The organism is Vibrio celticus (assembly GCF_024347335.1).
Classification (GTDB): Bacteria; Pseudomonadota; Gammaproteobacteria; order Enterobacterales; family Vibrionaceae; genus Vibrio; species Vibrio celticus.
In genome coordinates, this window is sequence record NZ_AP025463.1 from 1581086 (window position 1) to 1608057 (window position 26972).

Sequence of the window (26972 nt, forward strand, 5' to 3'; positions counted from 1 at the left end):
CTACTTCGTACAGTCGTACCATCCATCACCACGGTCACACTCATACTTGAATGTCCCATTAGGGTAAGATATGAATCGGTGATGTAACACCATATCGCCATTGGGCATTTCAGCTGCCGTATTAGTCCGATGCTCAGATACGTTGTTCACACCTTCCTTATAGCGTTTTGTGTGCTCCCACCAATCAGCCCCAACAGAATCTTGAGTACCATAGGTTTGCGGTAGCGCCGCGATATCAGCATTTAATGCATCAATGTCGATACTCTCTACATCTGTAATGAAGCCTAACCAATGCGCGTACTCACTTGGTACTGTATTCCACTTATAACGGCTTCCTTCTTCATCGTACACACCACTCATTCTCGCAGTCGAAAGCGTCATGTTTTGGCTATCAGCAGCATCACTCAAACCAACCTCATTACACTCCAGTTCACTAAGATCGTAGAACGATGACTTGTTCTCCATACCGTATTGGTTGTCAGTGTCAGCCACCTTTGAAAGTAAGGTTTCTGACTTACTGCACATGTAATCGTCAAAGCTTGGATCTGAGCTCATGTTACGGTATTCATTCACATAACCCACCGTACCAAAATCAGTAACACTGTCTTCTTGTAGGTAGTTTCTAATCAAACGCTCAGGTAGCCAGTTGTCATCTACCGCATAGATGGATTCAGACCAGAAGCTACCTTGACGTATAGAAATCGATTTGTACCATAACTGTTCATCATCTTGGCGTTGCCAGTCCGTTGGATCGTTAAGGTAGTGAGCCACGTTGATATGTGCATATGGGTACTGAAGCGACAATTCATAAGTCTCTTCAAATGAAAGTTGAATGGATGCCATAAGCTGCTCAGCAATATCGTAGACCGCACTGTTACCATCCGCTATGTAATCACTCCACAGCTCTTCCTCTGAGATATTGAAATGCCAAACTAAATCACCCGCTACGTTACGCATGGCGTCTTTTATGGCATTGCGGACTGGTTCATTGTCTTTCACTAATTCACAGCTATACGCTGCTCCTTGCTCTCTTTCAACCGTCTGTTTAGCTGACTCCCACAACATTGTGGTGAGTGGCGTAATGTTAACGGAGCCATTCGCTACCTCTTCAGGTAACGTGAATGCTGGTGGTAGGTTAAGTACATATGCTTGAGTCACTTCCCCTAAGTCTTCATCAATAGCTCCGACAGGCACATCTACGATCACTGGGACGTATTCAAGACAGGCTTGCTGCTCTTCGGTTATGTCACCTTCAATAGTGAACACGCCACCAGCCTCGGTGATAGCTGATGGCTCATCAGGATCGACAACACCATTTGAATTAAAATCATAATGAACCGTGGCACCAACGATATAGCCGTCAATAGCACGACCGGATAACAATATAGAGTTGGATGGTTGTGAAGGCTCAGATGAGCCACCACCGCCGCAACCAGCAAGGGTTGCACTAGCAATAAGCGCAGAAACTAACGTCTTTTTCATAGGAAATTCCTTTTTATTAATCGATTGGTTTGCAGGGATAAATGCATAGAAAACAAAAGCGGCTTACTTTCGTAAACCGCTAATGGTGGGTATTAAACGTGTGGTACTAGCAAGCACATCGGCATGGAGGCATATCGCAAATGTCACAAGTTGAACTGTGGCTACCTCCGCAATATTCACAGCTGAATGAAGCTAGGCAACGGTGCTTGTTAAGTAATGGTCGAATCGCTTTAATTGTCATGAACTTGTCTCCCCGTCTATGTCGTAGTGGATCACATAGAAAGACGGCAACCCTATGTGACATCCGTGTTTGTTGTCAGGTTATCAATAGGTTGGGCATCTGGTGTCGCATGGGGCAGCACTAAGTGAGACCGCTATCGCTATTTAGAGAAGCGCTTTGAAATCGTGTGTTTTTAGCTGATGGCTGTGTAGGTTGTTGTTCTACAAAGGTGAGGTGGTTTTTATGTGCTTCTACCCACGCGACTAATGGAGGTGTATTAGAAACCGTAGCAGTAACGTGTAGATACGTATCGTATTCGGAAATGCGTTGATCGTTGGAAAGTGGTGTCCGGTAGAGATGTTCACCAGCTTGTTTAGTAATAGTGAATTCGAGTGTATAACGCTCATGCTCTGTATTGGTGTATCCCGATACTGAGTGCTGCAAGTCAAAGTCTTGTGGGTAAGCAAACGTGAAGGTTGATAATGTGACTTTGTGAATCTGGCTGACATCAACAAAAGTAGTGTCTTTATCTCCCTTCTGGCGGTACACCAATATCAATGTATTGCTTTGCTGTGAAAGGCCTAATGGCATGACATCTTTTCTGTGTTGCCCTCCTTCAGAGTAATAGTGCAAGCTTAACCAACGATTGAGATAGAGCCCTTGACTGATCGTAGAGTAAATGTCTGGGTTGATATTTTCACTTAGTTGGTAAGCATTTTGAAATATAACCTTTCTCAGCCATTGGGATTCTTTCGATTCCTGACCGAGAGATTTCAAATGGTAATTGGCGTCTTCAAATAAGCTATGGAAAGTATGGGTTACATTGGACGGGATTAAAAAATGAATGTGAGACTCAACCAGACACAACAATAGTGCTTCTTGAGTACCGGAGCCAACAAGAGATTTAGTTTGCTTTCGTTGGTATCCATAAGGTTTGTCACGAGCATCTCGGTCAATATCAAAATATTCAAGTAACACATCAAGGTTACGTTGAATCGTTCGAATATCTCTATCAATACCTATCTCCTGAAGCTGTGCTTTGAGATCAGAAGCCGTGACTTTATGCCAATACGGTATGCGCTTGTATAGCTCAAGCGCTAGCACCATATGCTGGCGAGTGCTCACATGAGTAGGTTTACTCATCATGCGCACCTTTAGCGAAGCGGATCAAAATAGAGGTGACGGTATAACGATCTTGGAACAAGTCACTCTCACTCTATTGATAGCAAGAGACGAAGCTCGACACGCTAGGCTTTAAGGTGAGTTGATTGTATGAGTCGCTTGGGCATCTGGTGTCGGATGAAAGCGTACAATTGAAATTAATTGAATAATCGAGGCGGGCATAATGAACTCCTATGCTGGTTGATACATAGGAGTAATATGTGTGTGAAATTTATTGGATTGAATAATTGAAAAGTAGGAGAAGGGTTTGGGGCTTCTCCATATTCATAGCGTTATCGCTTCTTGGACTCAGCTTGTTTCAGTCTGTCATTTATGGATGGGTCTTCATATGTGATTGCATCAGGATCTGGGTAAGCAGGGTCGTTAACCATATCTGAGTGTAGTTGTTCAGCATCACTTAGGGACATACCATTTTGGATCCATCGAGTGATAGTAGTTTGTTTATCTGGTGCGTTGTGGTAAGGCAAAGGAATTTCTCCGTCGGAAATATGATTGTAATCTTTACCTTGGTGCTAGTTAGCTGAATTTAAAGCCCTTTAGCCTAATCCTACTTATCAAAACTGTAAACTGAGTGGGTGGTCACGTAATGTGTAAAAAATACGCAACTGTATACTTATCTCGACAAAGATCATTGTCCATTCCCCAATTTTCCCATATTCTCTCACTATCAATTCTGATGAATTAAACCAACATGAGATAACACTCTGAATGGTAGACCAAATTTTAACCTTGAAAGAGGTGGCTGCTTATTTAAAGTTGGCCGAAAAAACAGCATATAGATTAGCAAGCGAAGGAAAGCTTCCTGGTTTCAAAGTCGGCGGTTCATGGCGCTTCAAACGTGAAGACCTTGAAGCGTGGATAGAAGAGAATAAGAGCAAGCAATGACATTAATAAATCTCAAAGACTTAGAAGCGCACCTTTGGCATGCGGCTCACATCATTACGGGGCCTATTGACGCTTCAGACTACAAAACTTACATCTTCCCAATCCTATTCTTTAAGCGCATCTGTGATGTATACGATGAAGAATTCGAAGAGGCGATGGAGCAAGTGGGTGATGAAGAGCTTGCGAAAGGCGATATGTTTCACCGCATTCAAATTCCAGCCAACTGTCATTGGAAAGATGTGTTTGCAGAAACCAAGGATATCGGCCAAGCCCTAAAAGATTCATTCCGTGGTATTGAGCTAGAAAACCCACAGTTACATGGCATTTTTGGTGATGCGAGCTGGACCAACAAAGAGCGACTATCAGACGAACTGCTATCGACACTACTCAACCATTTCAACAAGGTTAACCTTGGTGTATCGAGTGTGCGTAATGATGATATGGGCCGTGCTTACGAATATCTCATCAAGCGCTTTGCTGATAAAGCAAACAAGAAAGCAGGTGAGTTCTATACGCCACGTACCATTGTTCGTCTTATGGTCAATATTCTAGATCCACAAGCTAATGAAAGTGTATATGACCCGGCTTGTGGTACAGGCGGTATGCTGCTTGAAACCATTCACCATGTTAAAGAGAGTGGCGGCGACCCACGTCTTCTAAAAATCAAAGGTCAAGAGAAGAACCTGACTACCGAAGCGATTGCTCGAATGAACCTGTTCCTACATGGACAAGAAGATTTTGAGATTGTTCGTGGTGATACACTTCGTGATCCTAAGTTTCTGAAAAATGACCGACTAGAAGATTTTGACTGCGTAATCGCAAACCCACCATTTAGCTTAAAAGAGTGGGGACATGATTATTGGACAAGTGATCCTTATGGCCGTGCAAGCTTTGGTCTAGCACCAAAAACGAACGGAGATTTTGCTTGGGTTCAGCATATGTTCACTTCATTGAACGATGAAGGGCGCATGGCGGTAGTGCTGCCACATGGTGTGCTTTTCCGTGGTGGTGCAGAAGGTAAAATCAGAACCAAACTATTAAAAGAGAATCGCATCGTGGCGGTAATCGGCGTTGCTTCAAACCTGTTCTACGGTACAGGCATCCCTGCTTGTATTCTCGTATTGCGTAAAGCAAGACCAGAAGAGCATAAAGGCCATGTTCTGATTGTGAATGCGGAAGAGATCTTTACTAAAGGCCGAGCGCAAAACACCTTGTCAGAGCCTCAAGCTGATGAGATTTACGACATCTATCAGAACATGCGTACCAAAGGCCCTAAGGCAGACGACATTGAAGGTGTTGCACGTTGGGTGCCACATAGCGAGATTGAAGAGAACGACTTCAATTTGAACATTGCTCGTTATGTACAAAAGCCGCTAGAAGAAGAAACCATTACCGTTGAAGAAGCATTGAAAGATTTCCAGCAAAAATTAGCAGCCTTAGAGGCCGCTGAGCAAGAGTTAGAAGCCTTGTTAATCAAAGAGGGCTTTGAGCTATGAATAAAAACAAATTAGAAGATCTACTGTGGGGCGCTGCCGAGTTCCTGCGTGGCCAAATTGATGCGTCTGATTACAAGCAGTACGTATTCCCACTGTTGTTCTTTAAGCGTCTATCGGATGTATATCTAGAAGAGTATAACGAGGCGCTAGAGTTGCACGAAGGTGACGCGGAATATGCAGCGATGTCGATGTACCACCGTTTTGATATTCCAGAAGAGGCAAGCTGGGAGAAAGTTCGCAACACGAGCAAAGACATTGGTGAAGCCATTCAGAATGCACTGCGTTTGATTGAAGCAAAGAATGAGCGTTTGCATGGTGTATTTGGTGATGCGCAATGGACCAATAAAGATCGTCTTCCGGATCATCTACTCTCTGACCTTATTCAGCATTTCAGCAAAATCCCATTAGGGATTAAGTCGGTTGCTCAAGATGATTTGGGTGAAGCTTACGAATACCTGATAAAAAAGTTTGCGGATGACTCAGGCCATACGGCTGCCGAGTTCTATACCAACCGTACCGTTGTGCATTTGATGACTCGTATCATGAAGCTTAAGCCGGGTGAGAGTGCGTACGATCCAACCTGTGGTACGGGCGGTATGTTGCTTAATGCAGTGATGGATTTGCGTTCTCAAGGTGAAGAGTGGCGTGGCGTGCATTTGTATGGCCAAGAAGTAAACCTGTTAACCTCTGCTATTGCACGTATGAACATGTTCCTGCATGACATTGAAGAGTTCGATGTTATGCGTGGCGATACTTTAGGCGATCCTAAGTTTATCGAGAACGACCAGCTCAAACAGTTTGATGTTATTTTCGCTAACCCTCCGTATTCCATTAAAAAGTGGAACCGTGAAAAGTTCGCCGCTGACCCGTATGGGCGCAATATGTACGGTGTGCCACCACAAGGTTGTGCGGATTACGGTTTCTATACCCATATCATCAAAAGCTTAAAGCCGGATACTGGTCGTGCAGCCATGCTTTGGCCTCACGGTGTGCTGTTCCGTGATTCTGAGCAAGCAATTCGTAAGCAGGTGATTGAATCTGACATTATTGAAGCGGTGATAGGTCTTGGACCAAACCTGTTTTATAACTCTTCGATGGAATCCTGCATTGTTGTTCTTAACAAGAATAAGCCATTGACTAGAAAGAATAAGGTACTTTTTATTGATGCTAAAAATGAAATAACTAGCATAAAATCAAATTATTTCTTGTCAGAGAAAAATATCAAGAATATATGCAGCGACTTTAATTATACTTCGGGCGAATCAAGAGAGTGCACTTTGGTTAGTATCGATGAAATAGAAAGGTACAACTTTAATCTGTCATTACCATTGTACCTTCACCAAGATTCTGGCATGCCGAATCAAAACATCGGAACCTCAATAGAGGATTGGAAGGCCGATCAAGCGAAGTCTCATAGCCATGTAAAAGAAATTAAGAGTTTGCTAGGGGATTTAGATATCAATTGGGGCTGCAATGAATAAGCAAGTTATTAAACTAAAGGACATATGTCGAGAGCCAAAACTTACTAGCTCGGAGCCTTTAAAAGATGGTTATGACAACTATATAGGTTTAGAACACATAGATTCGAATTCTCTAACGCTTTCTCGTTGGGGTAGTGTAGCTCAAGATAAACCTAGTTTTACTCGAGTGTTCAAAAAGGGCCACATACTGCTTGGCAAGAGGCGCCCTTATCTAAGAAAAGCGGCAATAGCGAGTTTTGACGGAATATGTTCTGGAGACATTATTGTCTTGGAGGCCAATGAGTCAGTGGTTGACCCAGAACTTTTTCCATTTTTGATCCATTCCAATACAGTCTGGTCTCATGCGATAAAAACTTCATCAGGTTCTTTATCTCCTAGAACGAAATTCAAAGATTTAGGGCAGGTTGAGTTTTCGCTACCAGACCTTGCAGGACAAAAAATGCTTGCTAATGATTTGCTGAATATTCAGAGGAATAGAATCTCTGTGGAGCAGCAAATTGAAGCGACTTCTCAACTGATATCATCACTGCTTCAGAAAACATGTGGCTCTCTAGGGAAGTACAGTCCTACGGATAACCTTGATGATCGTTGTTCGAAAGGCTCTGTGGTTGTGAGACTAAAGGACATCCTTGTCAAGGTTAGTAGGCCTGTAAAGTTATCGGATGATACAGAATATGGAACTGTAGTTGCGAGGAGAGCTTTTGGTGGTGTGGAAGCGCGGGAAGTTATTCTTGGCAAAAATATTAAAGTAAAAAGTCAGTTTGAGATAAGAGAAGGTGACTTTCTCATATCCAAACGACAAATCGTTCATGGCGGTTGTGGTGTAGTACCAAAGTCCCTCACTGGCAGCGTTGTATCGAATGAATATGATGTGTTCAATGCGAAAGATGGTTTAGATATGAGTTTCTTTGCTTGGTTAGTTAAAACCCCAAGATTAAGGAACTACTTTTTTATTAATAGTGTTGGGATACATATTGAGAAAATGTTATTCAAAACAGAGCATTGGCTCAATATGCCTATTATCTTGCCACCTATTGCCATACAAAGGACAATTGCAAAGTCACTAAATGAACTTGATGCATTTAGACGATTGCAATTCGGAAAAATAGATCATCTCGAAGAGATAAAAACGCACTTGTTGAGCGAGTAATATGTCAAATTTTAACGAACAAACCGTCACAGAAAATGGAATCATTGACCGTTTAAAAGGCTTAAACGAAGTAAAGTGGAATTATTGCCATGGTGAGAGCTTACCTAAGCAAACTCACGATATCTTCGTTGATACCTGGCTTAAAGATGCGCTTTGTTCGTTAAATCCCGATATTGGTAACAATCCCGATTACGCTGATGAAGTGATTTACAAACTTCGTGGCTTGATGTTGGAAGCTAAGCACACGGGCTTAGTCAAAGCCAATGAGAATTTCCATGAATGGTTAATGGCAGAAAAAAGCCTACCGTTTGGTGAGAACGGCGACCATATCACTATCAAGTTGATTGATTTTGATACCCCTGAAAACAACCACTTTGTTGTTTCTCAACAGGTTCACTTCATTGCCGCGACAGAGGTGTTCTTCGATATCGTTCTGTATGTAAACGGTATTCCGTTGGTGGTGGGGGAAGTAAAATCTGCCACTCGTCCAAGTGTCACTTGGCAAGATGGTGCTGCTGATTTTATGGGTGGCCAAAAGCACTATTGGAAAAATGTTGAGCCGTTCTTCGTACCAAATCTTTTATGCTTTGCTTCTGAAGGTCGCACTTTTGCTTATGGTGCGATTAATGCCCGAGTTAAAGATTGGGGGCCATGGCATAAAACCGATCAGCGAGATGAGATTCCTGCAAGTTTAGCTACCGTGCTTGATAGCTGTGAAGGCTTATTGAACCCAGAAACCTTGCTGCAAATGCTAGAGTCTTTTGCGCTGTTTTCAACGGTGAAGACAGGTAAAGACACGCCACCTAAACGCATTAAAATCTTACCGCGTTATCCGCAATTTGAAGCCGCAAAGCAAATTGTTGAGCGTGTAAAAAATGGTTATCCGAAAAAAGGACTTATCTGGCACTTCCAAGGTTCAGGTAAGTCCTTGCTTATGCTCTATGCGGCTCGCATGCTTCGTGCTGATAACAAATTGAAAAATCCAACCGTCTTGATTGTGGTAGACCGTCGAGACCTCGATAGCCAAATTAATGAAACCTTCGGTGGGGCCGATGTTAAAAACCTCACCAAAGTACAAAGCTGTAAAAAGCTTGGCGAGCATATAGAACAAGATAGTCGCGGCATTTTGATAACAACAGTTTTTAAGTTTAAAGACGTTGAAATCGATGAGAGCAATGAAAACGGTCTAAACAGTCGTGACAATATTATCGTGCTGGTGGATGAAGCGCACCGTACTCAAGAAGGCTCTCTTGGCGACAAGATGCGTTGGGCGCTGCCTCATGCTCACTTCTATGGTTTAACTGGTACACCAATTTCTGGTATCGATCGCAATACCTTTAAACTCTTTGGTGCCGAAGAGGATGAAGGTCGCTACATGAACCGCTACAGCTATAAGCAGTCCATACGAGATAAAGCGACAAATGCAGTGAAGTTTGAGCCTCGTTTGGCTGAGCTTCGTGTGGATCGTGCCGCAATTGATGAAGCCTTTGAACAAATGGTCAAAGACAACGACCTGGACGATGATGAGAAAATGGCATTGTCTAAACGTGCTGGCCGCTTAGCGATTATGTTGAAGGCGCCAAAACGCATGGCGGCAGTAAGCGAAGATATTGCCAATCACTTTGTAAGCCATGTAAAGCCGAAGCAGATGAAAGGCATGGTTGTGGTCTATGACCGAGATGCCTGTGTTCAGATGTATTATTTACTCGGTAAGAAACTGGGCTTTGATGCGGTAGAAGTGGTCATGAATGTCGACCAAGCTCCAATCAAAGATGAAGACGCAAGTAAGAAAGGCAAGGTTAACAAGGACTGGCGTAAATGGAAGCAAGACCTTGAGCTGCCTATCAAAGAGTCCGATTTTGAACGTTGGCAAGAGATTGATGGTAATGACCAAAAGCAGAAGAGCCTGATTGAGGATTACAAAGATCCAAAACAACCACTTCAACTGCTGATTGTGACCGCAAAACTGTTGACCGGATTTGATGCGCCTATCTGTTACTGCATGTACTTAGATAAGCCATTACGTGACCATACCTTGTTGCAGGCAATGTGTCGTACTAACCGTCTGTACGAGACAGATAACGTCAGTAAGCAAATGGGCCTCATCATTGATTACCTAGGCGTATTCGAGAATCTGCGTACCGCACTCGCTTACGATCCTGAAGAGATCGACGGCGTGGTAGAAGGTATCGAGGCCTTTAAAGAGCTCCTGCCAGCTCAACTAGATAAGTGTTTAAGCTTCTTCCCTAACGTCGACAGAACCATCGACGGCTTTGAAGGTATTATGGCTGCGCAAGCTTGTTTGCCTACCAATGAAAAGCGTGATGAATTTGCAGCCTCTTTCGGAGTGTTAGCTAAGTTGTGGTCGGCGATTAACCCAGACGCGTTCTTAACGCCTTATCGAGCTGATTATAAATGGTTGGTTCAAATATATGAATCTGTCCGCCCTGTAGGGCAGACGGGCTCTCTCGTGTGGGCTGCGCTAGGTCCAGAAACAATTAAGATGATCCACGAGCATACTGATATCAATCGCATTCGTGATGATATTGATGAATTGGTTATGGATGAGCACGCTATATTCACGTTGACTGAGAAAGAACAAGAGAAGCGCGCAAGCCAGCTTGAAATTGATCTAATGGGCCGTTTACGTGGGAGCGGAAATCCACAGTTCGTAGCACTTGGTGAGAGACTAGAAAAGCTTCGCCAGGATTATGAAGCAGGTGTAATTAAAGCAATCGACTGGCTAAAAGGGCTACTTGATACAGCTAAGGATACCGTTCAAGCCGAACGTGAAACGGGTGATTCACCAGTGACCCAAGAAGACAATAAACAAGCACTAACCAAACTGTTCTTAGAAACTCGCCCAGAAAGCACACCAAAGCTTATCGGTGATGTCGTGGAACAAATAGACAAGATTGTAAAAGCCAAACGCTTTAAGGGCTGGCAGAGCTCGAACAGTGGCCCAAGAGAGATTCAAAAGGCATTGTTACTGACGCTTGCTCAGTTTGGTTTAGGAAAAGACAAAGAGCTGTTCGCCAAGGCGTACGGTTATATTGAAGAGCATTATTAGGAAATAAAAAATGCCGTGGACTAATGCGCATATTCAGTGGCTACAAGATACAGGTAGTGCTTTAAAACTAGCATGTGGTAAGCAAGCGCCTGTTTATCGTTTTCATCACGATGTAAATGATCAAACTAAAATGGCTGCGTGGGCTAAGCATTTTAGGAATCACTATTGTGATGACAATCAAATAGATTTATTCAAGGCTCCAGGGCAATCCCGAGCTGATTATTTACTATCGATGAGATTTCCTAGTAGCACGACCGCACCAGGCCCAAGTATTCGAGCAGGAGATTTTGCTGAAATACTGGTCGCAGATTATTTGACGTATTTACATGACTACACGGTTCCTAGAACGCGTTATGACCGAAAAGGTGTGCCGAATGAATCTACCAAGGGCTCTGATGTGTTGGCTTTTAAGTATAACCAAGCCAGCCCTGTCGATGATGAGCTGTTAGTCTATGAAGTTAAAGCTAAGTTAAGTGCGGGATCTAAACCAATGCTTCAAGAAGCTATAGAACACTCAGCGAAAGACCACTTACGCTTGGCAGAATCTCTGCATGGGATAAAGCAAAGGATGATTGATCGAAATGAGCTGACTAGTGTTGGCATGATCAATAGGTTTCAGGATTCTGTAAATCAGCCTTATCAATTGAGGTTCGGTGCTGCTGCGGTCTGTTCTGATAGCGCGTATGATGCAACTTTGCTCGCTGAAGCTGATACCACAGCGCATCCGCATGCACAAGATTTGGAGTTATTAGCTATTCAAGGAAGTGAGTTAATGGCACTTGCTCACGCACTTTACGAGAGGGCTGCTCATGAGATTTGAGAATCAATCTGCAAAGCTACTCTCTATTACTAAATCTAAGGCAAAGATGCACGAGTTTGGTTTAGATGAAGAGCACCATATTCGTTTAACTGAATCGCCAACCAAATTACTATTAATGACAATTGGTATTTTAGGCGATTTATGTCAAGAAGAACTTTCTGCTGAAAAAGACGCCGCTACTTACGAATTGAGAAAGGGCGAAATCCGAAATGTAGCAAGGTATTTCGATGCTCTGATTAGTTCAAAACTACAAACTGAATATGAATATTACCTTTGTCTGTTAGGTGCTGCATCATACTATCTTGCGGATATGCCTGGCAGCGCCGTTGTTTTGTCCAACCAGCTTGATAAATTGAGAGTTGACTTAACTGCCTCAAGAATTGAGAAATTGTTGGAGTGGTTGTTAAAAGGAAGCTTTGTAGAGCCTCTACGCTTGGATGAAGAAACCACATTAGCCCCTTTGATGTTAGAACTATCTGAGTCGATTAGTGCTTATATTGGTTCAGACATAAGTGCTCGGTCTAACACTCTCAACACGTCTAAGAGTATTCGTAAATTCTGTCACGAAAATGGCAGTGATCGAGAAATACTGATAGCAGATATAGTTGCTTCGGTTGTCGAACGTAAGATGAATAATGCTTCAATCAACCTACTTCCTGCTTATACAGGTTTACCAGTTGAGGCTTGGCTTCCATCCTTGGTTAAGAAGACGTTTGTTAGTGAGTTTTGGCCTGCTCAAAGGTTACTAGGAGAGGCAGGGGTCTTGAGCGGACAGTCTGCAGTAGTTCAGCTCCCCACCAGCGCGGGAAAAACAAAATCAGCAGAGCTAATAATTCGTTCATCTTTTTTGTCTGGTAGGGCGACTGTTGCGGTAATTATTGCTCCTTTTCGTTCGTTATGTAGGGAGATTAGTTCCTCACTTTCTTTGGCGTTCGCTGGTGAAGACGTGTTAGTTAATCAACTTAACGATGTTCCCCAGATTGATGATTTTGATGTGGAATTATTCTCACAGCTCTTTGGTAGGGCAGAAGAAACGCTGAGTGAGACACAAACTATTGTGGTTGCTACACCCGAAAAGCTAGTTTACCTGCTACGACATAAACCAGAATTAGCTGGGGCTATTTCGTTAGTTATATACGACGAAGGACACCAATTTGATACTGGTGCTCGAGGGGTGACTTACGAGCTACTTCTAACGAGTTTAAAAAGAGAGTTGAGAGAGCAGACCCAGCACGTATTGATTTCCGCCGTGTTATCAAATGCGGAGTCTATAGGCGACTGGCTTTATGCTGGAGAAGGTAGTGTCGTTAATGGTGCAGAGTGCTTATCTACAGAGCGAAGTATAGCTTTTGCTAGCTGGCGAAGAGGTAGAGGGCAGTTCCACTATGTTGAACCTTTTAATATAGATGAAGAACAATTTTTCGTTCCTAGAGTAATGGAATCGCTAGAGCTTCCTAAGCGAGGCAATGAAACAGTTCAGCGGCATTTCCCTCCCAAGGATGACAAGTCACTAGTTGCAGCATATTTGGGTATCAAACTGTCTGAGCACGGTCCTGTAGCTGTATTTTGTGGTCAAAAAAGTTCAGTTATAAAGATTTGTCGAGAAGTTCTTAAACCGTTGGAGAGAATTGAGCAACTCGATGATCCAATACGTTACAGTGATCAAGATGAAATCCAGAAAATTGGGAAGTTGTCGGAACTGCACTTAGGGAGTAGCTCGGTTGTTACGAAAGCGATAAAACGAGGAGTTCTGCCTCATAGCGCAAACATTCCCAATGGCTTGAGGGTATCTGTTGAGTATGCAATGGAAAATGGGCTCGGCCGTTGCGTTGTCTGCACATCAACCTTAGCTCAAGGTGTGAACCTACCGATTAAATACCTAGTTGTTTCAGGTGTATTTCAAGGTGAGAAGTTAATATCCACTCGAGATTTCCACAATCTGTTGGGTAGAGCTGGCAGATCAGGGAAGCATACAGAAGGTAGTATTATCTTCGCAGATACCGAGTTATTTGATAATCGCCGTACTTCAAAGTGGAGGCAGTGGGTACAAATGAATAATTTGCTAGACCCATCTCAATCAGAGAGTTGTTTAAGTAGCCTCTTAACTTTGGTTCAGCCTTTTGTTGATGATCCGTTCAACATTGATCCTATCAAGCAGATACAGTCACCTGAAAAATATGAAAGACTTAGTATTCAGGCTGCTGATCGCCAGGGGATTGATATCACAAGCCTACTGAGACAAATGCAGCAACGGGTAGGCTACATAGAAAGTCTTGAAAGCTATCTGCTTGCCAACCTCGTTAGCGATGAGATGCTTGACGGTGAGGCTTTGATTGAACTTTGCTATGGAACATTTGCTTATAACCTTGCTTCTGATACTGAAAAAGAAAAGCTAGTACAAGTTTTCAAGGTGGTAGCGGAGCGAGTAAAGCAAATTGAAGTCGAAAAGCGTCCATGTTTTGGTAAAGCTCTTTTGGGTATCGATGAACTACAGTTTCTTGAAGGTTGGTTAGTGGATAACATAGAGGCTTTAGATGAAGGCACGGATGTTTTAGGTACGTTAGAGTCTCTCTGGCCTGCTATAGAAAACTTAGGCATGAATAATAGCTTGGGTAAGCTTATCGGTGAAAATGCGCCACTGCTTGTTGCTAGGCAATGGTGCTCTGGTGTTTCGTACAATGAAATTTTATTGAAAGCGAAGAGAGAGAATTTCAAATTTAGGGCCGGTAGTCAGCAATGGAATTTGAAAATAGAAAACATTACTGACATTTGTGACGGTGCTTTGGGCTACGAAGTGATGTTGATAGTTGGTGCGTGTGCTGACTTAATAGAAAGCCTATTTGGTAACCAACCACTTGCTGATTCCTTGCGTGATTTACAGCTGTCTCTCCGTATAGGATTGAATGACAATCTAGCGAAAGAACTTTTTGCGTTAGGATTAGCCGACAGAGTCGTTGCATCTGGAATGTCAGATAGTCTTGCAAGTTCTGGGATCGAGTTGGTAGGGAGTGGTAAGGATATGATAATAGCTTATCGACAAGTTATCGAACCGGAACTACGTAAGTATCCATCTGTGTTTTTGGAAGCTCTGTATGGACGTGTGTAGTCTAATATAAGACTGCACACGTGGTGATGTGAAAGAAATTACCGATTTATAGTTAGAGTCGTTTCAAGCTGCTTTTTCTTAAAGTGGTGAAACGTTAAGATATTACAAAGTAAATTTTTTTGGAGAGAGACAGTGAAAATCAAAAGCCTCAAGCTAACAAACTTCAGAAGGTTTGAGAATTTGGAACTTGAGTTGCACGAGAAACTTACGGTTTTGGTTGCGAGAAATGGTGCAGGTAAGTCCAGTGTTCTCGATGCAATTGCAACAAACCTTGGTTCTTTCCTTACTCGTTTACCTAAAGTGGCAGGGATGAGCCCAAGAGATACTGATTTCAGAGTTTTCCCTGACCAAACAAAGCCACCATACATGCGCATAGAGTGTTCGTCTTTTGAAGGGATTAGTTGGGATAGAAGTGAGAAACGAGATAAAACAAAAAAGACGGCTGCTCAGATACCTCATGCTAAAGGATTAAAAGAATTACATGATTATGTTGATTCAATAATCGACGCCTTTAATGAAGGTAGAGAGTTCGAACTTCCAATCTTCATTCACTATGGTACAGGAAGGGGGGTTTTTGATATTCCTCAGAGAAAGCGAGGATTTAAAAAAGTTTTTAGTCGATTTGATGCGCTTAAAGGGGCGTTAGAAAGTAGAACGAACTTTAAGAGTTTTGTTGAATATTTTTATTCTCTCGAAGATATTGAGCTAAAAAGACAGAAAGAAGAGCGCTCATGGGAATTTGAAATCCCAGAATTAAAAGCTATTCGAAAAGCCGTAAACAAAATGCTCCCAGAGTTTAGTAACCCTAGAGGGGCTGAACCTGCTGGAATTTCTGTTGATTGGAACGATGGAGAAATCACGAAAAAGCTTCGTATAGAGCAGTTAAGTGACGGCTACCGTACGACATTGGCCATGGTTATGGATATAGCTGCGAGAATGGCAGAAGCTAATCCAGAAATGCCAGATCCCTTAATGACTGAGGGTATAGTACTAATTGATGAGGTTGAACTTCACTTGCATCCAGGCTGGCAGCAGACAATTCTATTGGATTTAATGCGAACATTCCCAAATGTGCAGTTCATAGTTTCTTCACATAGTCCCCAAGTGGTTTCTTCTGTGAAACCGGAGTCTTTGCGTGTTATGAAATGGGAGGGAGAGAAGCTTGATCTTCCAGATGTGAGATTTTCAGAGGGAGCTGAAGCGCAGCAGGTGCTACTAGATGTTTTAGGCGTAAGTAGTACGCGAGTAGAGCAACTAGAGATAGTTCAATTGCTCCATAAGTATCAAGAATTAGTAGCAAAAGATCTTTGGGATACAGAAGAGGGCATCAAAATACGCTCTGAACTTCAGAGTTGGGGAGGAGAATTCGAACCTGAGTTAACAAGGCTGGATATGGATATACGTATGAAAGAATGGGAGCGTGCTCAACAGTGAAGAAGGTAATAAAAGGTGCTGAACCACAGCTGTTAACAGCATATAAAGTAGCCACCCCTCAAAATTCTTGGGAGCAGTACACAAAAAAGAAAAACAGGAAGGTTCTCGTTCAAGACCGTTTGAAGTCTGACCAAAGTGGCTTATGTGCATACTGTGAAATAAACTTGCTAGAGAAAGACTCTGCTGGTGATGCAGACTTTCGTGTTGAGCATTTTCACCCTAAGTCAGATACGAGTACGGGACACAATTGGCACCTAGATTGGCAAAATTTGCTTGGGTGCTGCCATGGAGGAAGTCAGAGTAAAGTTACTTCTTCCACTATAAGATTCACAAGTCCTGATCATTCTTGTGATGTCCCAAAGGAAGACAAGAATCTTGATGGAATCATATTAAATCCGTTAACTGATGTTCCTGCATACCCATCTATATTCAAGTGTGATAGAACTTCGGGGAAATTAACCGCCCACTCTGAAAACTGTATATCCGCAAATATCTCAGATGCCATAGTGCAACAGACGATCGACGAGTTAAGGCTTGATGCAGAGCGGTTGAATCGTTTTCGACGAGAAGTTTTAAACAAGCTTAATTTAGAATTGCAGAGCTTGACACAAAGTGGGTTGACGTTACCCCAAGCTCAATCACGCTTATCTCAGATATATCTGAGGAAAGACGGTAATCAACACTGGCCTGCTTTTTTTACGAGTATTAGAAGCTATTTAGGAACTAAGGCGGAAGAGCATCTAAGAACTATTAACTATGCTGGGTGATAGTGGTTTTTAATTGTACTTTTAATGTGAACTCGGTCTCAAAATTGACATGTATGACAGAGTGTATATTCCCGAAAGTCGACTTGCTATAAATCATTAATTTTCAATTGGATAGGTTGGTAACTCGACTTTCTCACTCGTATCATGTTTAAGCCCAATGAACTATCATGTATCTTGATCTGAAAACTCATAGGGTAAGTGTGTGGCTGGAGTAACTTAGGTTAATTTTTGCTTAAGTAACACTAGAAGTAACACTTTTAAATTCTATTTTCATAATTTCTATATTAATCATTCTGATAGGTTGGATAGTCGAGTCCAGTAGCGGCACCAAATTCGTTCTTTATGAACAAGCAAAAAAGCCCACCTAGCGTGGGCTTTTTTGTGTCTGTTTGTGTGAAATCCCCTCAAATAACTTCATTCTTGTCGATTTCCCTTTGCCCACCACTTTGAATAATTATTGGGTGATTTAATTGACCCATGTATTCCAAACTCTATTTGTGACCGCACGGTGACCATGTAGTGACAGCCTGTTAAGCATCACAATCTGTTTATGACTCATAAAATTCAAAAAATAGTTGTCAGAATATTTTGACCAAGCAGGGTAGTAGTCACCTGAACTTGGTGGGTATTTGAATGGGAAGGCATTGGTATCACGGCGAACTCAAAACCGCGATAGACCTTAAACTTAACAAAAATGGAGATTAACAGACGAAAGGCTTAATGTATTTCTCAAACGTTCATGAACTTTTACGAGAAAAAGCCAAATGAACGTTTGTTCACTCGGCATTTTGGTCCGAATCCTTTTAATTAATGGGTTTTCTTCAATGAAAAGTTGATCCGCGATTGCATCGCAATTAGCAACCAGTCGGGATCTCTAGCATTTGGTTTGTTCTTACAAATATGCAGTGCTTTTAATACTCCGCGAGCGACAGAATCAATGAAGGTGTGTTCATGGTGAAACTTATCTGGCCACAGTTCTGTGCGTTGCTTGATGAGTTCGTAAACTTCATCATAAAGCCAATCAATATCTTGATGCGAGATTTGTTGAAAATGTCGAGCCTGAAGGATGTCACAGCATAAACTCGTGCAATGAATAGCCAGTGGTGAATAAGCCATTTTACTTTCCTCCATTTAAATTGGCATTTAACAATTTTTCAAAAGCACTGCCGTCTTGTCTAGTGAGATTGGGTATATATCGACTGTATACCGTAAACAGCATTTTTGTTGTGGTATGTCCCATTTGGCGAGCAATCCACTCAGGGGCCTCTCCTGCTGCTAACCATAGCGTCGCAGCCGTGTGTCGAGTCTCATAAGGACGACGGTATTCCATCTCTAACTTTTTAAGTGTCGGTTTCCAGATTCGGTCCCTGACGTTACCTTTATCTAAAGGGTTACCTGCCGCATTGCAAAACACGTACTCCTTATCACCTGTCACTTTGTATTGAGATTTTATGGCCTTAAGAACAACGGATGACATTTGAATATCTCTTGTTGAACTTAAGGTTTTCGTTGTGTCAGATCGGCCATGTACAAAAGTTTCCCGAACCGAAATCAAACCACGTTCAAAATCTACGTATTTCCATTTCAGGCCATCAATTTCTGAGGTGCGCATCCCTGTAAAGAAACGGACGGTGAAGTAATCTTTAAAATCGCTGCGCACCGATGATAAAAACAGGTTCACCTCGTTAAAATCAAATGGGTTTACATTGGTGCGTTCAACACGAAGTGGTTTGATGTTTTCAAATGTAGAACGAAAATCGTAGCGGTCTGCGGCTTCATTCAAGATCATACGCAGTGGTGTCATGACATGATTAATGAACTCAGCGGACAATTGCTTTCCATTTGGTCGTGGTTTCACCAATGAGGCTCGATACTTCAATATATCTGGACGCGTAATTTTCGCTGTATCTACATGCCCGAAGTGGGGGACAAGGTACGACCACAAGTAGATTTTCATACTGTCTTTATAACTCTCTTTCCATCGCACTTCGTTTTCGTCGTACCATTCCTGCGCGAAGTCCTCGAACAAGATAGTTTCAACCCCTTGAAGTTCTTGCACTGCCGTTTTGTAATTGCCTAGTAAATCTTGTTTTCGTTTTCGAGCCTGAATGTCTTGTTTCAAAAATGTTTGAGCTTTCTTAGACTCAGGGAAATATTCACTATAGACAAAACAGCTCAGACGAATGTCGGCCTCAATCTGGTGTAATAGTTTTTGTAGCTTACGCTGGTTGACTTGTGTTGCAGGGAGAGCTGTTTGTTCACGGCAACGCACGCCTTCATAACGGAAGTCGAGATAAAGCTTACCGCTACGTGTATTGATACTACCCATGACATACTCTCCCACCAGCCATTGGAATATACTGAAGGTTACGTGATGCAGATTGGTATAATTCTGCTTCTACCTCTTCCCAAATGTAGAGAATTTTTCTACCATTGAATGGTCGAATATAGTGTTTACCTTCGATGAAAATGGAATCTCGCAGTGTTGAATTGATATAGTTGGCGCTAAATTTGATACGACCTGCGAGTTCTTTTGCTGTTAGCAATGATTGGTCCATTTGACCTCCATGTTTGTATTCTAACAAGACACAAACTCAGCTTAATCATACTTTTGTGTTTTATCAAGACACATTATATATCTTTTAGGAATTAATGTGTGATCAGATATAACTTAAAGGAACTTATAGAGAAAAAATCCAAGGAAGAGGGACGGAAGATCTCTGGAGCTCAAATTGCTGCTGAAATAGGGATTCAGCGCTCCGCTATGGCAAAAATGATTAGAGATGAAGGGTATACGACGACGACAAAGACAATTGATGCTTTGTGTGAATACTTTGACTGTGATGTATCAGAGCTTATTTGGTATGAGAAAACTCGTTTGCTATAGAGAGTCCAACGGACTGCGAGTGCCAGCAAAGTGTTGCCCAATAACATGTGTGTATATTTGAGTTGTCTTAACATCATTGTGTCCCAGTAGCTCTTGAACCGTTCTGATATCGGTGCCTGACACCAGCAGTTATGTAGCAAAACTGTGCCTAAAGGTATGACAATTAACCCTCTTATGGTGCAAATTGCTAGAGTTCGTCGTTTTTTTCAACGTCTTTCGAAGCACCGAGTCATGTAGGTGGTGTCGGCATACGATTCCCGACTCTGGATGTTGAGTGACGGATTTTGATGGGAATAAGTACATCCAAGCAAGTTGTCGATAGGCGCTCGGATATTTTTTGCCCAATCGGTGAGGCAATGATGGCCCAAACCCCTTCAAGTTATCTTTAGCGAGCAGATCTGCAACTTGTGAAATTTTGTCTTGTATAGCTTCAGTGAGTGATAAACTTAAAATCGTCACTCTGTCTTTATTTCCTTTCCCGTCATGAACAGTGAGAGACCCTTGTTTTAGGTCTATATCTTGTACTCTAAGCCTCAGGCATTCCGATACTCTCAAACCTGAACCATACAACAAGCGAAAAAACAGTTGATATTTAGGGTCTATTTCATTGATCACTGAGATAGCTTCCGCATGATTGAGTACGCTAGGAGTTTTTCGAGATCGAGTGGCGTAGCTGAACCCTAAGTCTCCTAGAGGTTGCTGAATAAATTGGTTATACAGATAGGCTAGAGCATTGAGGGCAACCTTTTGAGTATTGATGGCTACTTTTTGTTGATTAGCTAAATGAGAAAGAAAGGACACAACCTCAGTTGCATGCATCTGTTCAGGGTGTTTAAGCCTATGAAAATGAATGTAGTACTTAATCCAATAACAGTAGGCCTTGATTGTCCTGCGACTATAGCCCCGCATCGTCATATGTTCGCAAATTGCCTGCATGAATTGACTCGCCATATATTCCCCTTTCAAACCATGTGCATATATACAGTTTATTGCTTGTTGAAAAAATAATGGCTTAAAAAAGAGTGGTTTTTAACTATGGTTGAGCACGAATTTGACGAGAAGTTGGTTCTAAGTTATTGATTGATTGATTGGTATATTGATGGGTAGCTAAGAATGATAACGAGCGTCTCATAGGCGGCAATGTGTGCTTGCACGTTTTTACACTTGATGTTTAGACCCAATTTCATGTTAAATGCATAATATACCCTTTCAACTTGAAGATGCAGGTATCAGTACCTGAAAATTATCTGTAATTCTGGATACAAGTGAGCCTGCAACTTCTGGTAACGTCACATCGAAAAATTTTTTGATAGCAGAGGTGAATGCTGTTTTGGAGGGAAAATAGACATTGTTCCTCACATGCTCATTCATTACTTTCCAAAGCCGCTCTATAGGATTTAAGTTGGTTCTTTGCAGATTAGCGGGAACTGAAAACAAAAACGGTAGTTAGTGGTAAGGTTACATCGCCAAACACAACCTTTCACAAACTACCGTTTTCATGCCGAATAATACTTTCCTATCATCATTCTGGGAAGGCTTTCAGATCGTAAAGTCTTATAAAACTGACTCATTAATCTCTATCACCTTAATTCCTGATACCGCGGCATACTGCTCTTGTGGCCAAGCTTCTGACTCGATCCATGACACTCAATGGAGAACGCTTAAAGATGCGATGATGCTAGGCATACCCGTTGAGTTACTCGTCCAGACTCGGCGCATCAAGTGTTCAAATTGTGGTATCAAGACTGAATCTATTTCTTGGGTTAAGCCATATTCTCGCCTCACTAATCGGCTGATTGCATATTTCGGAGCATTCCGATCAGTCATTTCGGGATTATCCGATCACCCATTTCGGTTTAAACCGATCACTGATTCCGCGATTATCCGATCACTTTTAGTCAAACTCCGAAATCGGTGATCGGAATAGCGAAAACCGCGATCGTAATGGCCGAAATCCTTCCTTTTTCTCTTTTAAATCAATAGCTCGCTATTCTTTACTTCTTAAACAAGAAGGAAAGGAAGCGACAATGGCCAAAAAGAGAACTCCAATGAACAAAATCAAAGAGGTATTACGCCTTAAATACGACTGCGGTCTCTCAAATCGTGGTATCGCTTCTTGCCTTAAACTCGGCCCGTCCACCGTATCAGAACTCCTTACTCGCTTTAAACAAAGCCAACTTGGTTGGCCTCTACCCGACAGTTGCAGCGATGCAGATCTCACACAGGCGCTGTATCACGGCAAGAAAGTCAGTCGAGATAAAGTTATGCCAGACTTCACTCAATACGCAGTCGAACTCAGGCGTAAAGGTATGACAAAGATGCTGCTCTGGCAGGAGTATCATGAGCAATATCAAGAGCAAGCTTACGCTTACACTCAGTTCTGCGAGCACTTCACTCGTTGGTTCAAAACCCAAAAACGCAGCATGCGCCAGCTTCATGTTGCAGGTGATAAACTGTTTATCGATTACTGTGGGCCTCGGCTTCAGGTGGTCAACCCTGACACAGGCGAAGTGCGCGAAGCGGAGGTGTTCGTCGCGACTTTAGGCGCGTCCAATTACTTATGTTGAAGCCTTCCCAGCCAAGGGAAGCCCTACTGGTTAGAGGCGCATGCGAATGCGTTCGAACACTTCGGTGGCGTACCACAACTCTTAGTTCCCGATAACCTACGCAGCGCAGTCACCAAAGCCAATCGTTATGAGCCGAGACTGAACGACAGCTATCAAAAGCTGGCTAATCACTATCAAACAGCCGTGATGCCTGCTCGCCCCTACAAACCGAAAGACAAAGCCAAGGCAGAGAATGCCGTGCTCCTAGTAGAACGCTGGATCATGATGCGGTTGCGACACCAAGCCTTCCACACTTTTAAAGAGTTGAATCTCGCCATCCGTGAACTCATGAATGAGTTAAATCAGCGTGAGATGAAACAGTATGGCGCCAGCCGCCAAGCGCTGTTCGATAAACTCGACAAACCTGCATTAAAGCCACTGCCTAGGCAGCGTTACCTGTATACCGAAACTAAACGAGCCAAAGTTGGCCCTGACTATCACATCGAATATCGCCGTCATTACTACTCGGTTCCCCATCAACTTGTTGGTCACCATGTCGAGTTGGAAGCCTCTAATCGCCTGGTGCAGATCTACCATCAAGGTAACTTGGTGGCCCAGCATCCACGTAGCCAAAGAGAGCGAGGAAACAGCACCCAACCAGAGCACATGCCAAGCAACCATCAACATCAGAAGTGGTCGCCAGGGCGCTTGCTTAGCTGGGGAGCCAATATCGGCCCAGCCACACGAGAAGTCGTCAATAAGATGCTGAACTCCAAGCCTCATCCAGAGCAGTCTTATCGTTCCTGCCTTGGCTTGCTCAGCCTCAGTAAAACCTATGGCGAATCGCGCCTAGAGCAAGCCTGTAAAGATGCGCTGATGCTGACAAAATCCAATTACACCTTCATCAGCAATTTGTTGAAAACAATCGTGAAGGACAACTGAGTAAAGACAACACGAGTACGCCAAATCTTGTTCATAGCAATGTTCGTGGCCCGAACAGTTATCACTAGGAGAAAGGATATGAATGCACTGAACGACCAACTCAAAACCCTACGCTTGAGCCATGCAGCGAAAGCATTAGAGCAGCAGCAAGAGCAACTGACCACCTACGCAGAACTGGACTTCGAGGAAAGGCTAAGCCTACTTCTGGAAAGCGAGATCTTGAATCGCAATCAGAGCAAAATCCAACGCTTAAAACGACAAGCCAAGCTGAGAGTAGATGCGCAGCCGAGCCAACTTATCTATAAGGAGGGACGAAACCTCAATCGTAAACAGATGAGCGAACTTCTGACGGGCAGTTATCTATACAAACACCAGAACATCTTGGTTACAGGCCCAACAGGCGCAGGCAAAACGTATCTTGCCTGCGCACTGGCAACCAGCGCCTGTGACCAACAACAAACGGTTAAGTACTACCGATTAACTCGCTTGCTTGACGACCTGACCGCTGGTCGTCTGGATGGTAGCTATCAAAAGCAACTCCAATCGCTGGCTAAGAAAGCCTTACTGATCCTCGACGACTGGGGGATGGAAAAACTCACTCAAGAGCATGCGGGTCACTTATTAGAAGTGCTGGAAGAGCGTTATCAAAACAGCAGCACAATCGTCATCAGCCAGTTACCTGTAAGGGAGTGGTACAACATGATCGGCAACGCCACCGTCGCGGACGCGCTAATGGATCGGCTAGTACACAATAGTCATAGAATAGAACTGGGAGGTGAGTCAATGAGAAAACTGGCGCAATCCGATCACTTAGAGTAAAAATAAGAAGAGGGAAAAACGGTAGGATCAGGTGATCGGAATAAACCGAAACGAGCGATCGCAATCACCGAAATACGCAGCTGATTGATTACATTGGTAATCTATTACCATTGCTACCCATCAAACACATTTCAGAGCTTACTGGAGTGCACTGGCACACCATCAAAGAAATAGACAAGCAACGTCTCAAGCGTGTCGTACCTGAGGTTCCTTGGGGGCGTTTGCGTCAACTGGTCATGGATGAGTTTGCCATATTCAAGGGCCATCGTTACGCCACTGTTATCGCAGATGCACAAACGCATCAAGTACTTTGGATTGGTCTAGGTAGAAGTCGTAAAGACATACGCCCCTTCTTTGAGATGCTTGGAGAGCATGCTCAAAATATCGAAGTTGTGGCAATGGATATGAACACCGCTTTTGATCTAGAGGTTCAAGCTCATTGTCCAAATGCCCGTATCGTCTATGATCTCTTTCATGTCGTCGCTAAGTTTGGTCGAGAGGTTATGGATAGAGTTCGAGTAGATCAAGCTAACCAACTTAAAGATGACAAAAGTGCACGGCGTTGGGTCAAGCGCTCACGCTGGGTACTACTGAAAAATAGAGAGAATTTAAATACCAAGCAGCAAAGCTATCTGGATGAAATACTTGCGGTTAACCGTGACTTAATGGTGACCCATTTACTTGGTGCTCAGCTCAAGGAACTCTGGTACTGCGAATCGGAAAAACAAGCCCAAGACCTTTGGGAAATATGGTGGCAACAAGTTCATGAAAGCGGAGTAAAGCCACTAATAAACTTTGCTAGAAAACTGAAACCGTACCTTCATGGGATAGTGTCTTCGGCTTTATATCACTTAAATACATGCACCTTGGAAGGGGTTAATAACAAGATTAAGTTAATTAAAAGAATGGGCTATGGGTACCGAGATACGGATTACTTTTTTATGAAGATAAAAGCGGCTTTCCCCGGAAAGCCGCGATGAACCTTTTTTAAAGCCAACAAAGCAAGTCTTCCAGCAGCTACTTCCCAACATAGAGACGACATCATCAACTTGATCCTTGATGGGCATAAAACTGAAGAGGCGTTTAAGTTGGTTGGCGATAGCCTATAAATTGGCTTTTATTGGCGAGGTGAGATGAATCAATCAGATAGTTTTGGGGAAAATACGATGTTATGTTTCCCTGAAAGTGTAACGCTAAATTTTAATGGTTAATATCTAAGATTGTGAGTGTAAACTGAAAGAAAACGTAGCTCTTTGTGGGAGTTGTGTTTTTTTCTGATTAGAATCGACCAATGGAGAGGTTGCCAAACTCATTTCTGCCCCAAAATCACTTAGATTGAATACTCTACATTGTTTAGGATGCGGACATTTTCCCTACTAAAAGTTATCTATCCTTATGGGCTGTTAGTTGTGAACAATTGCTATGTATCATATCAACCATTTAGTCACTTTATCTTCACAGGCAGGGGCAAAATCGCGACAAACTGTATGATACCCTCTATAGTAATTAGAGGTACATTATTGGAACCAACTATATGAACTCAGAAGTGACAATCGTATTATCATCTCTACTAGTTATATCTATTGCTCTTGGTGGCTATTTGACATTTAAATATCTACGAATGAGAGCAAACGACTTAAATGAACTAAATAAACATAACAAGCGAGACATCGAGTAAAAAGCTAATTCAATGAGTCTCAGTCTCTCTAATAACAGCTATCACAATTTAAAATACAGTTCTTCGACCTTTTCCTTGATCATTTAGAGCTTGACTCGGTAGAGTACAATCAGCCACGCTAATGTTTCAATCTTCGGTAGTTAAGAGATCCCACCCTCTCTCCCTTAATCTCAACCTTAACCGCTCAATACCTAGCTTATTGATCTGGCGTGCTCGTTCAAAACATACTCCTAGTTCATCCCCTACATCTTTGAAATTAACCATAGAGTCGGAGCTGGATGTGACTGAGAAACGAGTTGATACCGCTATACGCTCTCGCTCTGGCAAGTTTTCAATAAGTTTTCTTACGTCACTCTCAAGCTCGGTTTTGCACAGAGAATCAAGTGGGCAAACGATAGACTCAGAGTGCATTTCTTTAATGGAACGGGGTTGTGGTTCTGCGTTAGCTGTACTATCGAATCCTATTCCAACGATGTATATGGCTTCATGAATATCTGAGATAGAAACCTTCAGCTCATCAGCAATGCTCTGAACCGTACATAAACTAATGAATTTCTTCTCATGTTTGTTGCGCATAATGCGAGAGATTCTGTAAGCAAGTCTTAACTTGTAGACAGGTATGCGAACAGTTCGGCTCACATTAAACAATGACGATTCGATAGATTCTTTTATCCACCATGTAGCGTAAGTTGAAAGGCGATCACCAGAAGTATGATCGAATTTGTCGATGGCTTTCATCAAGCCGATGTTGCCCTCATTGATTAAGTCTAAAAGATTAAGTGAGACACAAAGTCTCTGCGAATAGGATCGAGCCGTTTTTACGACAAGTTTGAGGTTGCAAATTATGAGCCTATCCCTAGCAGAACGACATCCTGTTTTATATTTTTCAAACAGGAAAAATTCTTCTTCAGCAGTCAATAAGTCGTGTTCGACTATGTCAGAGATATATCGAGCCATTGACTGTTCTTCTCCATAAAATTTGGCTTTATATTTATTTTGCATTGAGA

At 42.6% G+C, this 26972-nt stretch carries 19 protein-coding genes and 4 pseudogenes; 14 read left to right on the top strand and 9 right to left on the bottom strand.

The window, feature by feature from the left end:
* The 3 genes from OCV19_RS07360 to OCV19_RS07370 form a co-directional block, all read right to left on the bottom strand.
* A complete protein-coding gene (locus tag OCV19_RS07360) occupies window positions 1–1482 on the bottom strand; it encodes a hypothetical protein (protein ID WP_065675559.1) in 1482 nt (493 codons plus the stop codon).
* A 361-nt stretch (window positions 1483–1843) separates the two neighbouring features.
* Window positions 1844–2845: a helix-turn-helix transcriptional regulator gene (locus tag OCV19_RS07365; RefSeq protein ID WP_065675558.1), complete on the bottom strand. Its 1002-nt coding sequence runs from the start codon at window positions 2843–2845 to the stop codon at window positions 1844–1846.
* Between the two features lie 311 nt (window positions 2846–3156).
* Entirely contained in the window at window positions 3157–3351 is a 195-nt protein-coding gene (locus OCV19_RS07370; RefSeq protein WP_065675557.1) for a hypothetical protein, read from the bottom strand.
* A gap of 241 nt (window positions 3352–3592) precedes the next feature.
* On the opposite strand from OCV19_RS07370, the gene mads1 reads away from it, so the two are divergent.
* From mads1 to ptuB, 9 genes are all read left to right on the top strand, one after another.
* Window positions 3593–3769 (top strand): methylation-associated defense system helix-turn-helix domain-containing protein MAD1, encoded by a 177-nt coding sequence (mads1, locus tag OCV19_RS07375; protein WP_009842282.1) that lies wholly within the window; start codon window positions 3593–3595, stop codon window positions 3767–3769.
* The gene (locus OCV19_RS07380; RefSeq protein WP_065675556.1) at window positions 3766–5265 is read left to right on the top strand and encodes a type I restriction-modification system subunit M; all 1500 of its coding nucleotides are present in this window, start codon (window positions 3766–3768) and stop codon (window positions 5263–5265) included. Before mads1 ends, OCV19_RS07380 begins: the two co-directional genes overlap by 4 nt.
* A complete protein-coding gene (locus tag OCV19_RS07385) occupies window positions 5262–6746 on the top strand; it encodes a type I restriction-modification system subunit M (RefSeq protein WP_065675555.1) in 1485 nt (494 codons plus the stop codon). The genes OCV19_RS07380 and OCV19_RS07385 overlap by 4 nt, the downstream gene beginning before the upstream one ends.
* Complete coding sequence (locus tag OCV19_RS07390; RefSeq protein WP_065675554.1) at window positions 6739–7896, top strand: restriction endonuclease subunit S; 1158 nt, start codon at window positions 6739–6741, stop codon at window positions 7894–7896. The genes OCV19_RS07385 and OCV19_RS07390 overlap by 8 nt, the downstream gene beginning before the upstream one ends.
* Window position 7897: 1 nt before the next feature.
* Window positions 7898–10966, top strand: coding sequence for a type I restriction endonuclease subunit R (locus OCV19_RS07395; protein ID WP_065675553.1), 3069 nt, complete (start codon window positions 7898–7900; stop codon window positions 10964–10966).
* Between the two features lie 10 nt (window positions 10967–10976).
* Complete coding sequence (locus OCV19_RS07400) at window positions 10977–11786, top strand: Hachiman antiphage defense system protein HamA (protein WP_065675552.1); 810 nt, start codon at window positions 10977–10979, stop codon at window positions 11784–11786.
* Window positions 11776–14892 (top strand): DEAD/DEAH box helicase, encoded by a 3117-nt coding sequence (locus OCV19_RS07405; protein ID WP_065675551.1) that lies wholly within the window; start codon window positions 11776–11778, stop codon window positions 14890–14892. The genes OCV19_RS07400 and OCV19_RS07405 overlap by 11 nt, the downstream gene beginning before the upstream one ends.
* Window positions 14893–15024: 132 nt before the next feature.
* Window positions 15025–16326, top strand: a complete 1302-nt coding sequence (locus OCV19_RS07410) for an AAA family ATPase (RefSeq protein ID WP_065675550.1) — start codon at window positions 15025–15027, stop codon at window positions 16324–16326.
* Entirely contained in the window at window positions 16323–17093 is a 771-nt protein-coding gene (gene ptuB, locus OCV19_RS07415) for a retron Ec78 anti-phage system effector HNH endonuclease PtuB (RefSeq protein WP_065675549.1), read from the top strand. Before OCV19_RS07410 ends, ptuB begins: the two co-directional genes overlap by 4 nt.
* A gap of 807 nt (window positions 17094–17900) precedes the next feature.
* On the opposite strand, the gene OCV19_RS07420 is transcribed toward ptuB, so the two are convergent.
* The 3 genes from OCV19_RS07420 to OCV19_RS07430 are packed head-to-tail and all read right to left on the bottom strand — an operon-like array spanning window position 17901 to window position 19651.
* Window positions 17901–18209, bottom strand: coding sequence for a hypothetical protein (locus OCV19_RS07420; protein WP_065675548.1), 309 nt, complete (start codon window positions 18207–18209; stop codon window positions 17901–17903).
* A gap of 1 nt (window position 18210) precedes the next feature.
* Window positions 18211–19422 (bottom strand): Arm DNA-binding domain-containing protein, encoded by a 1212-nt coding sequence (locus OCV19_RS07425; RefSeq protein ID WP_065675547.1) that lies wholly within the window; start codon window positions 19420–19422, stop codon window positions 18211–18213.
* Window positions 19415–19651, bottom strand: a complete 237-nt coding sequence (locus OCV19_RS07430) for a hypothetical protein (RefSeq protein ID WP_065675546.1) — start codon at window positions 19649–19651, stop codon at window positions 19415–19417. Before OCV19_RS07430 ends, OCV19_RS07425 begins: the two co-directional genes overlap by 8 nt.
* Window positions 19652–19749: 98 nt before the next feature.
* Between OCV19_RS07430 and OCV19_RS07435 the strand changes: the two genes are divergently transcribed.
* Window positions 19750–19980, top strand: a complete 231-nt coding sequence (locus tag OCV19_RS07435) for a helix-turn-helix domain-containing protein (RefSeq protein ID WP_065675545.1) — start codon at window positions 19750–19752, stop codon at window positions 19978–19980.
* On the opposite strand, the pseudogene OCV19_RS07440 reads toward OCV19_RS07435, so the two are convergent.
* Window positions 19975–20931 (bottom strand): annotated as a pseudogene (locus OCV19_RS07440) (integron integrase). The gene OCV19_RS07435 and the pseudogene OCV19_RS07440 overlap by 6 nt on opposite strands.
* Before the next feature lie 258 nt (window positions 20932–21189).
* Window positions 21190–21384, bottom strand: a pseudogene (locus tag OCV19_RS07445) (IS630 family transposase); the annotation flags it as partial.
* 94 nt (window positions 21385–21478) lie between these two features.
* Here OCV19_RS07445 and OCV19_RS25080 point away from each other — a divergent pair.
* The 4 genes and pseudogenes from OCV19_RS25080 to OCV19_RS07465 form a co-directional block, all read left to right on the top strand.
* Window positions 21479–21898 carry a transposase family protein gene (locus OCV19_RS25080; protein WP_306345536.1) on the top strand — a complete coding sequence of 140 codons (420 nt, stop codon included), beginning with the start codon at window positions 21479–21481 and terminating at the stop codon, window positions 21896–21898.
* Between the two features lie 109 nt (window positions 21899–22007).
* Window positions 22008–23536 (top strand): annotated as a pseudogene (istA, locus tag OCV19_RS07455) (IS21 family transposase).
* A gap of 10 nt (window positions 23537–23546) precedes the next feature.
* A complete protein-coding gene (gene istB, locus OCV19_RS07460; protein ID WP_065677598.1) occupies window positions 23547–24287 on the top strand; it encodes an IS21-like element ISVch3 family helper ATPase IstB in 741 nt (246 codons plus the stop codon).
* A gap of 89 nt (window positions 24288–24376) precedes the next feature.
* Window positions 24377–25267: pseudogene (locus OCV19_RS07465) on the top strand (ISL3 family transposase); the annotation flags it as partial.
* Between the two features lie 824 nt (window positions 25268–26091).
* Here OCV19_RS07465 and OCV19_RS07470 read toward each other — a convergent pair.
* Window positions 26092–26967: a sigma-70 family RNA polymerase sigma factor gene (locus OCV19_RS07470; RefSeq protein ID WP_065677586.1), complete on the bottom strand. Its 876-nt coding sequence runs from the start codon at window positions 26965–26967 to the stop codon at window positions 26092–26094.
* Window positions 26968–26972 lie beyond the last annotated feature (5 nt).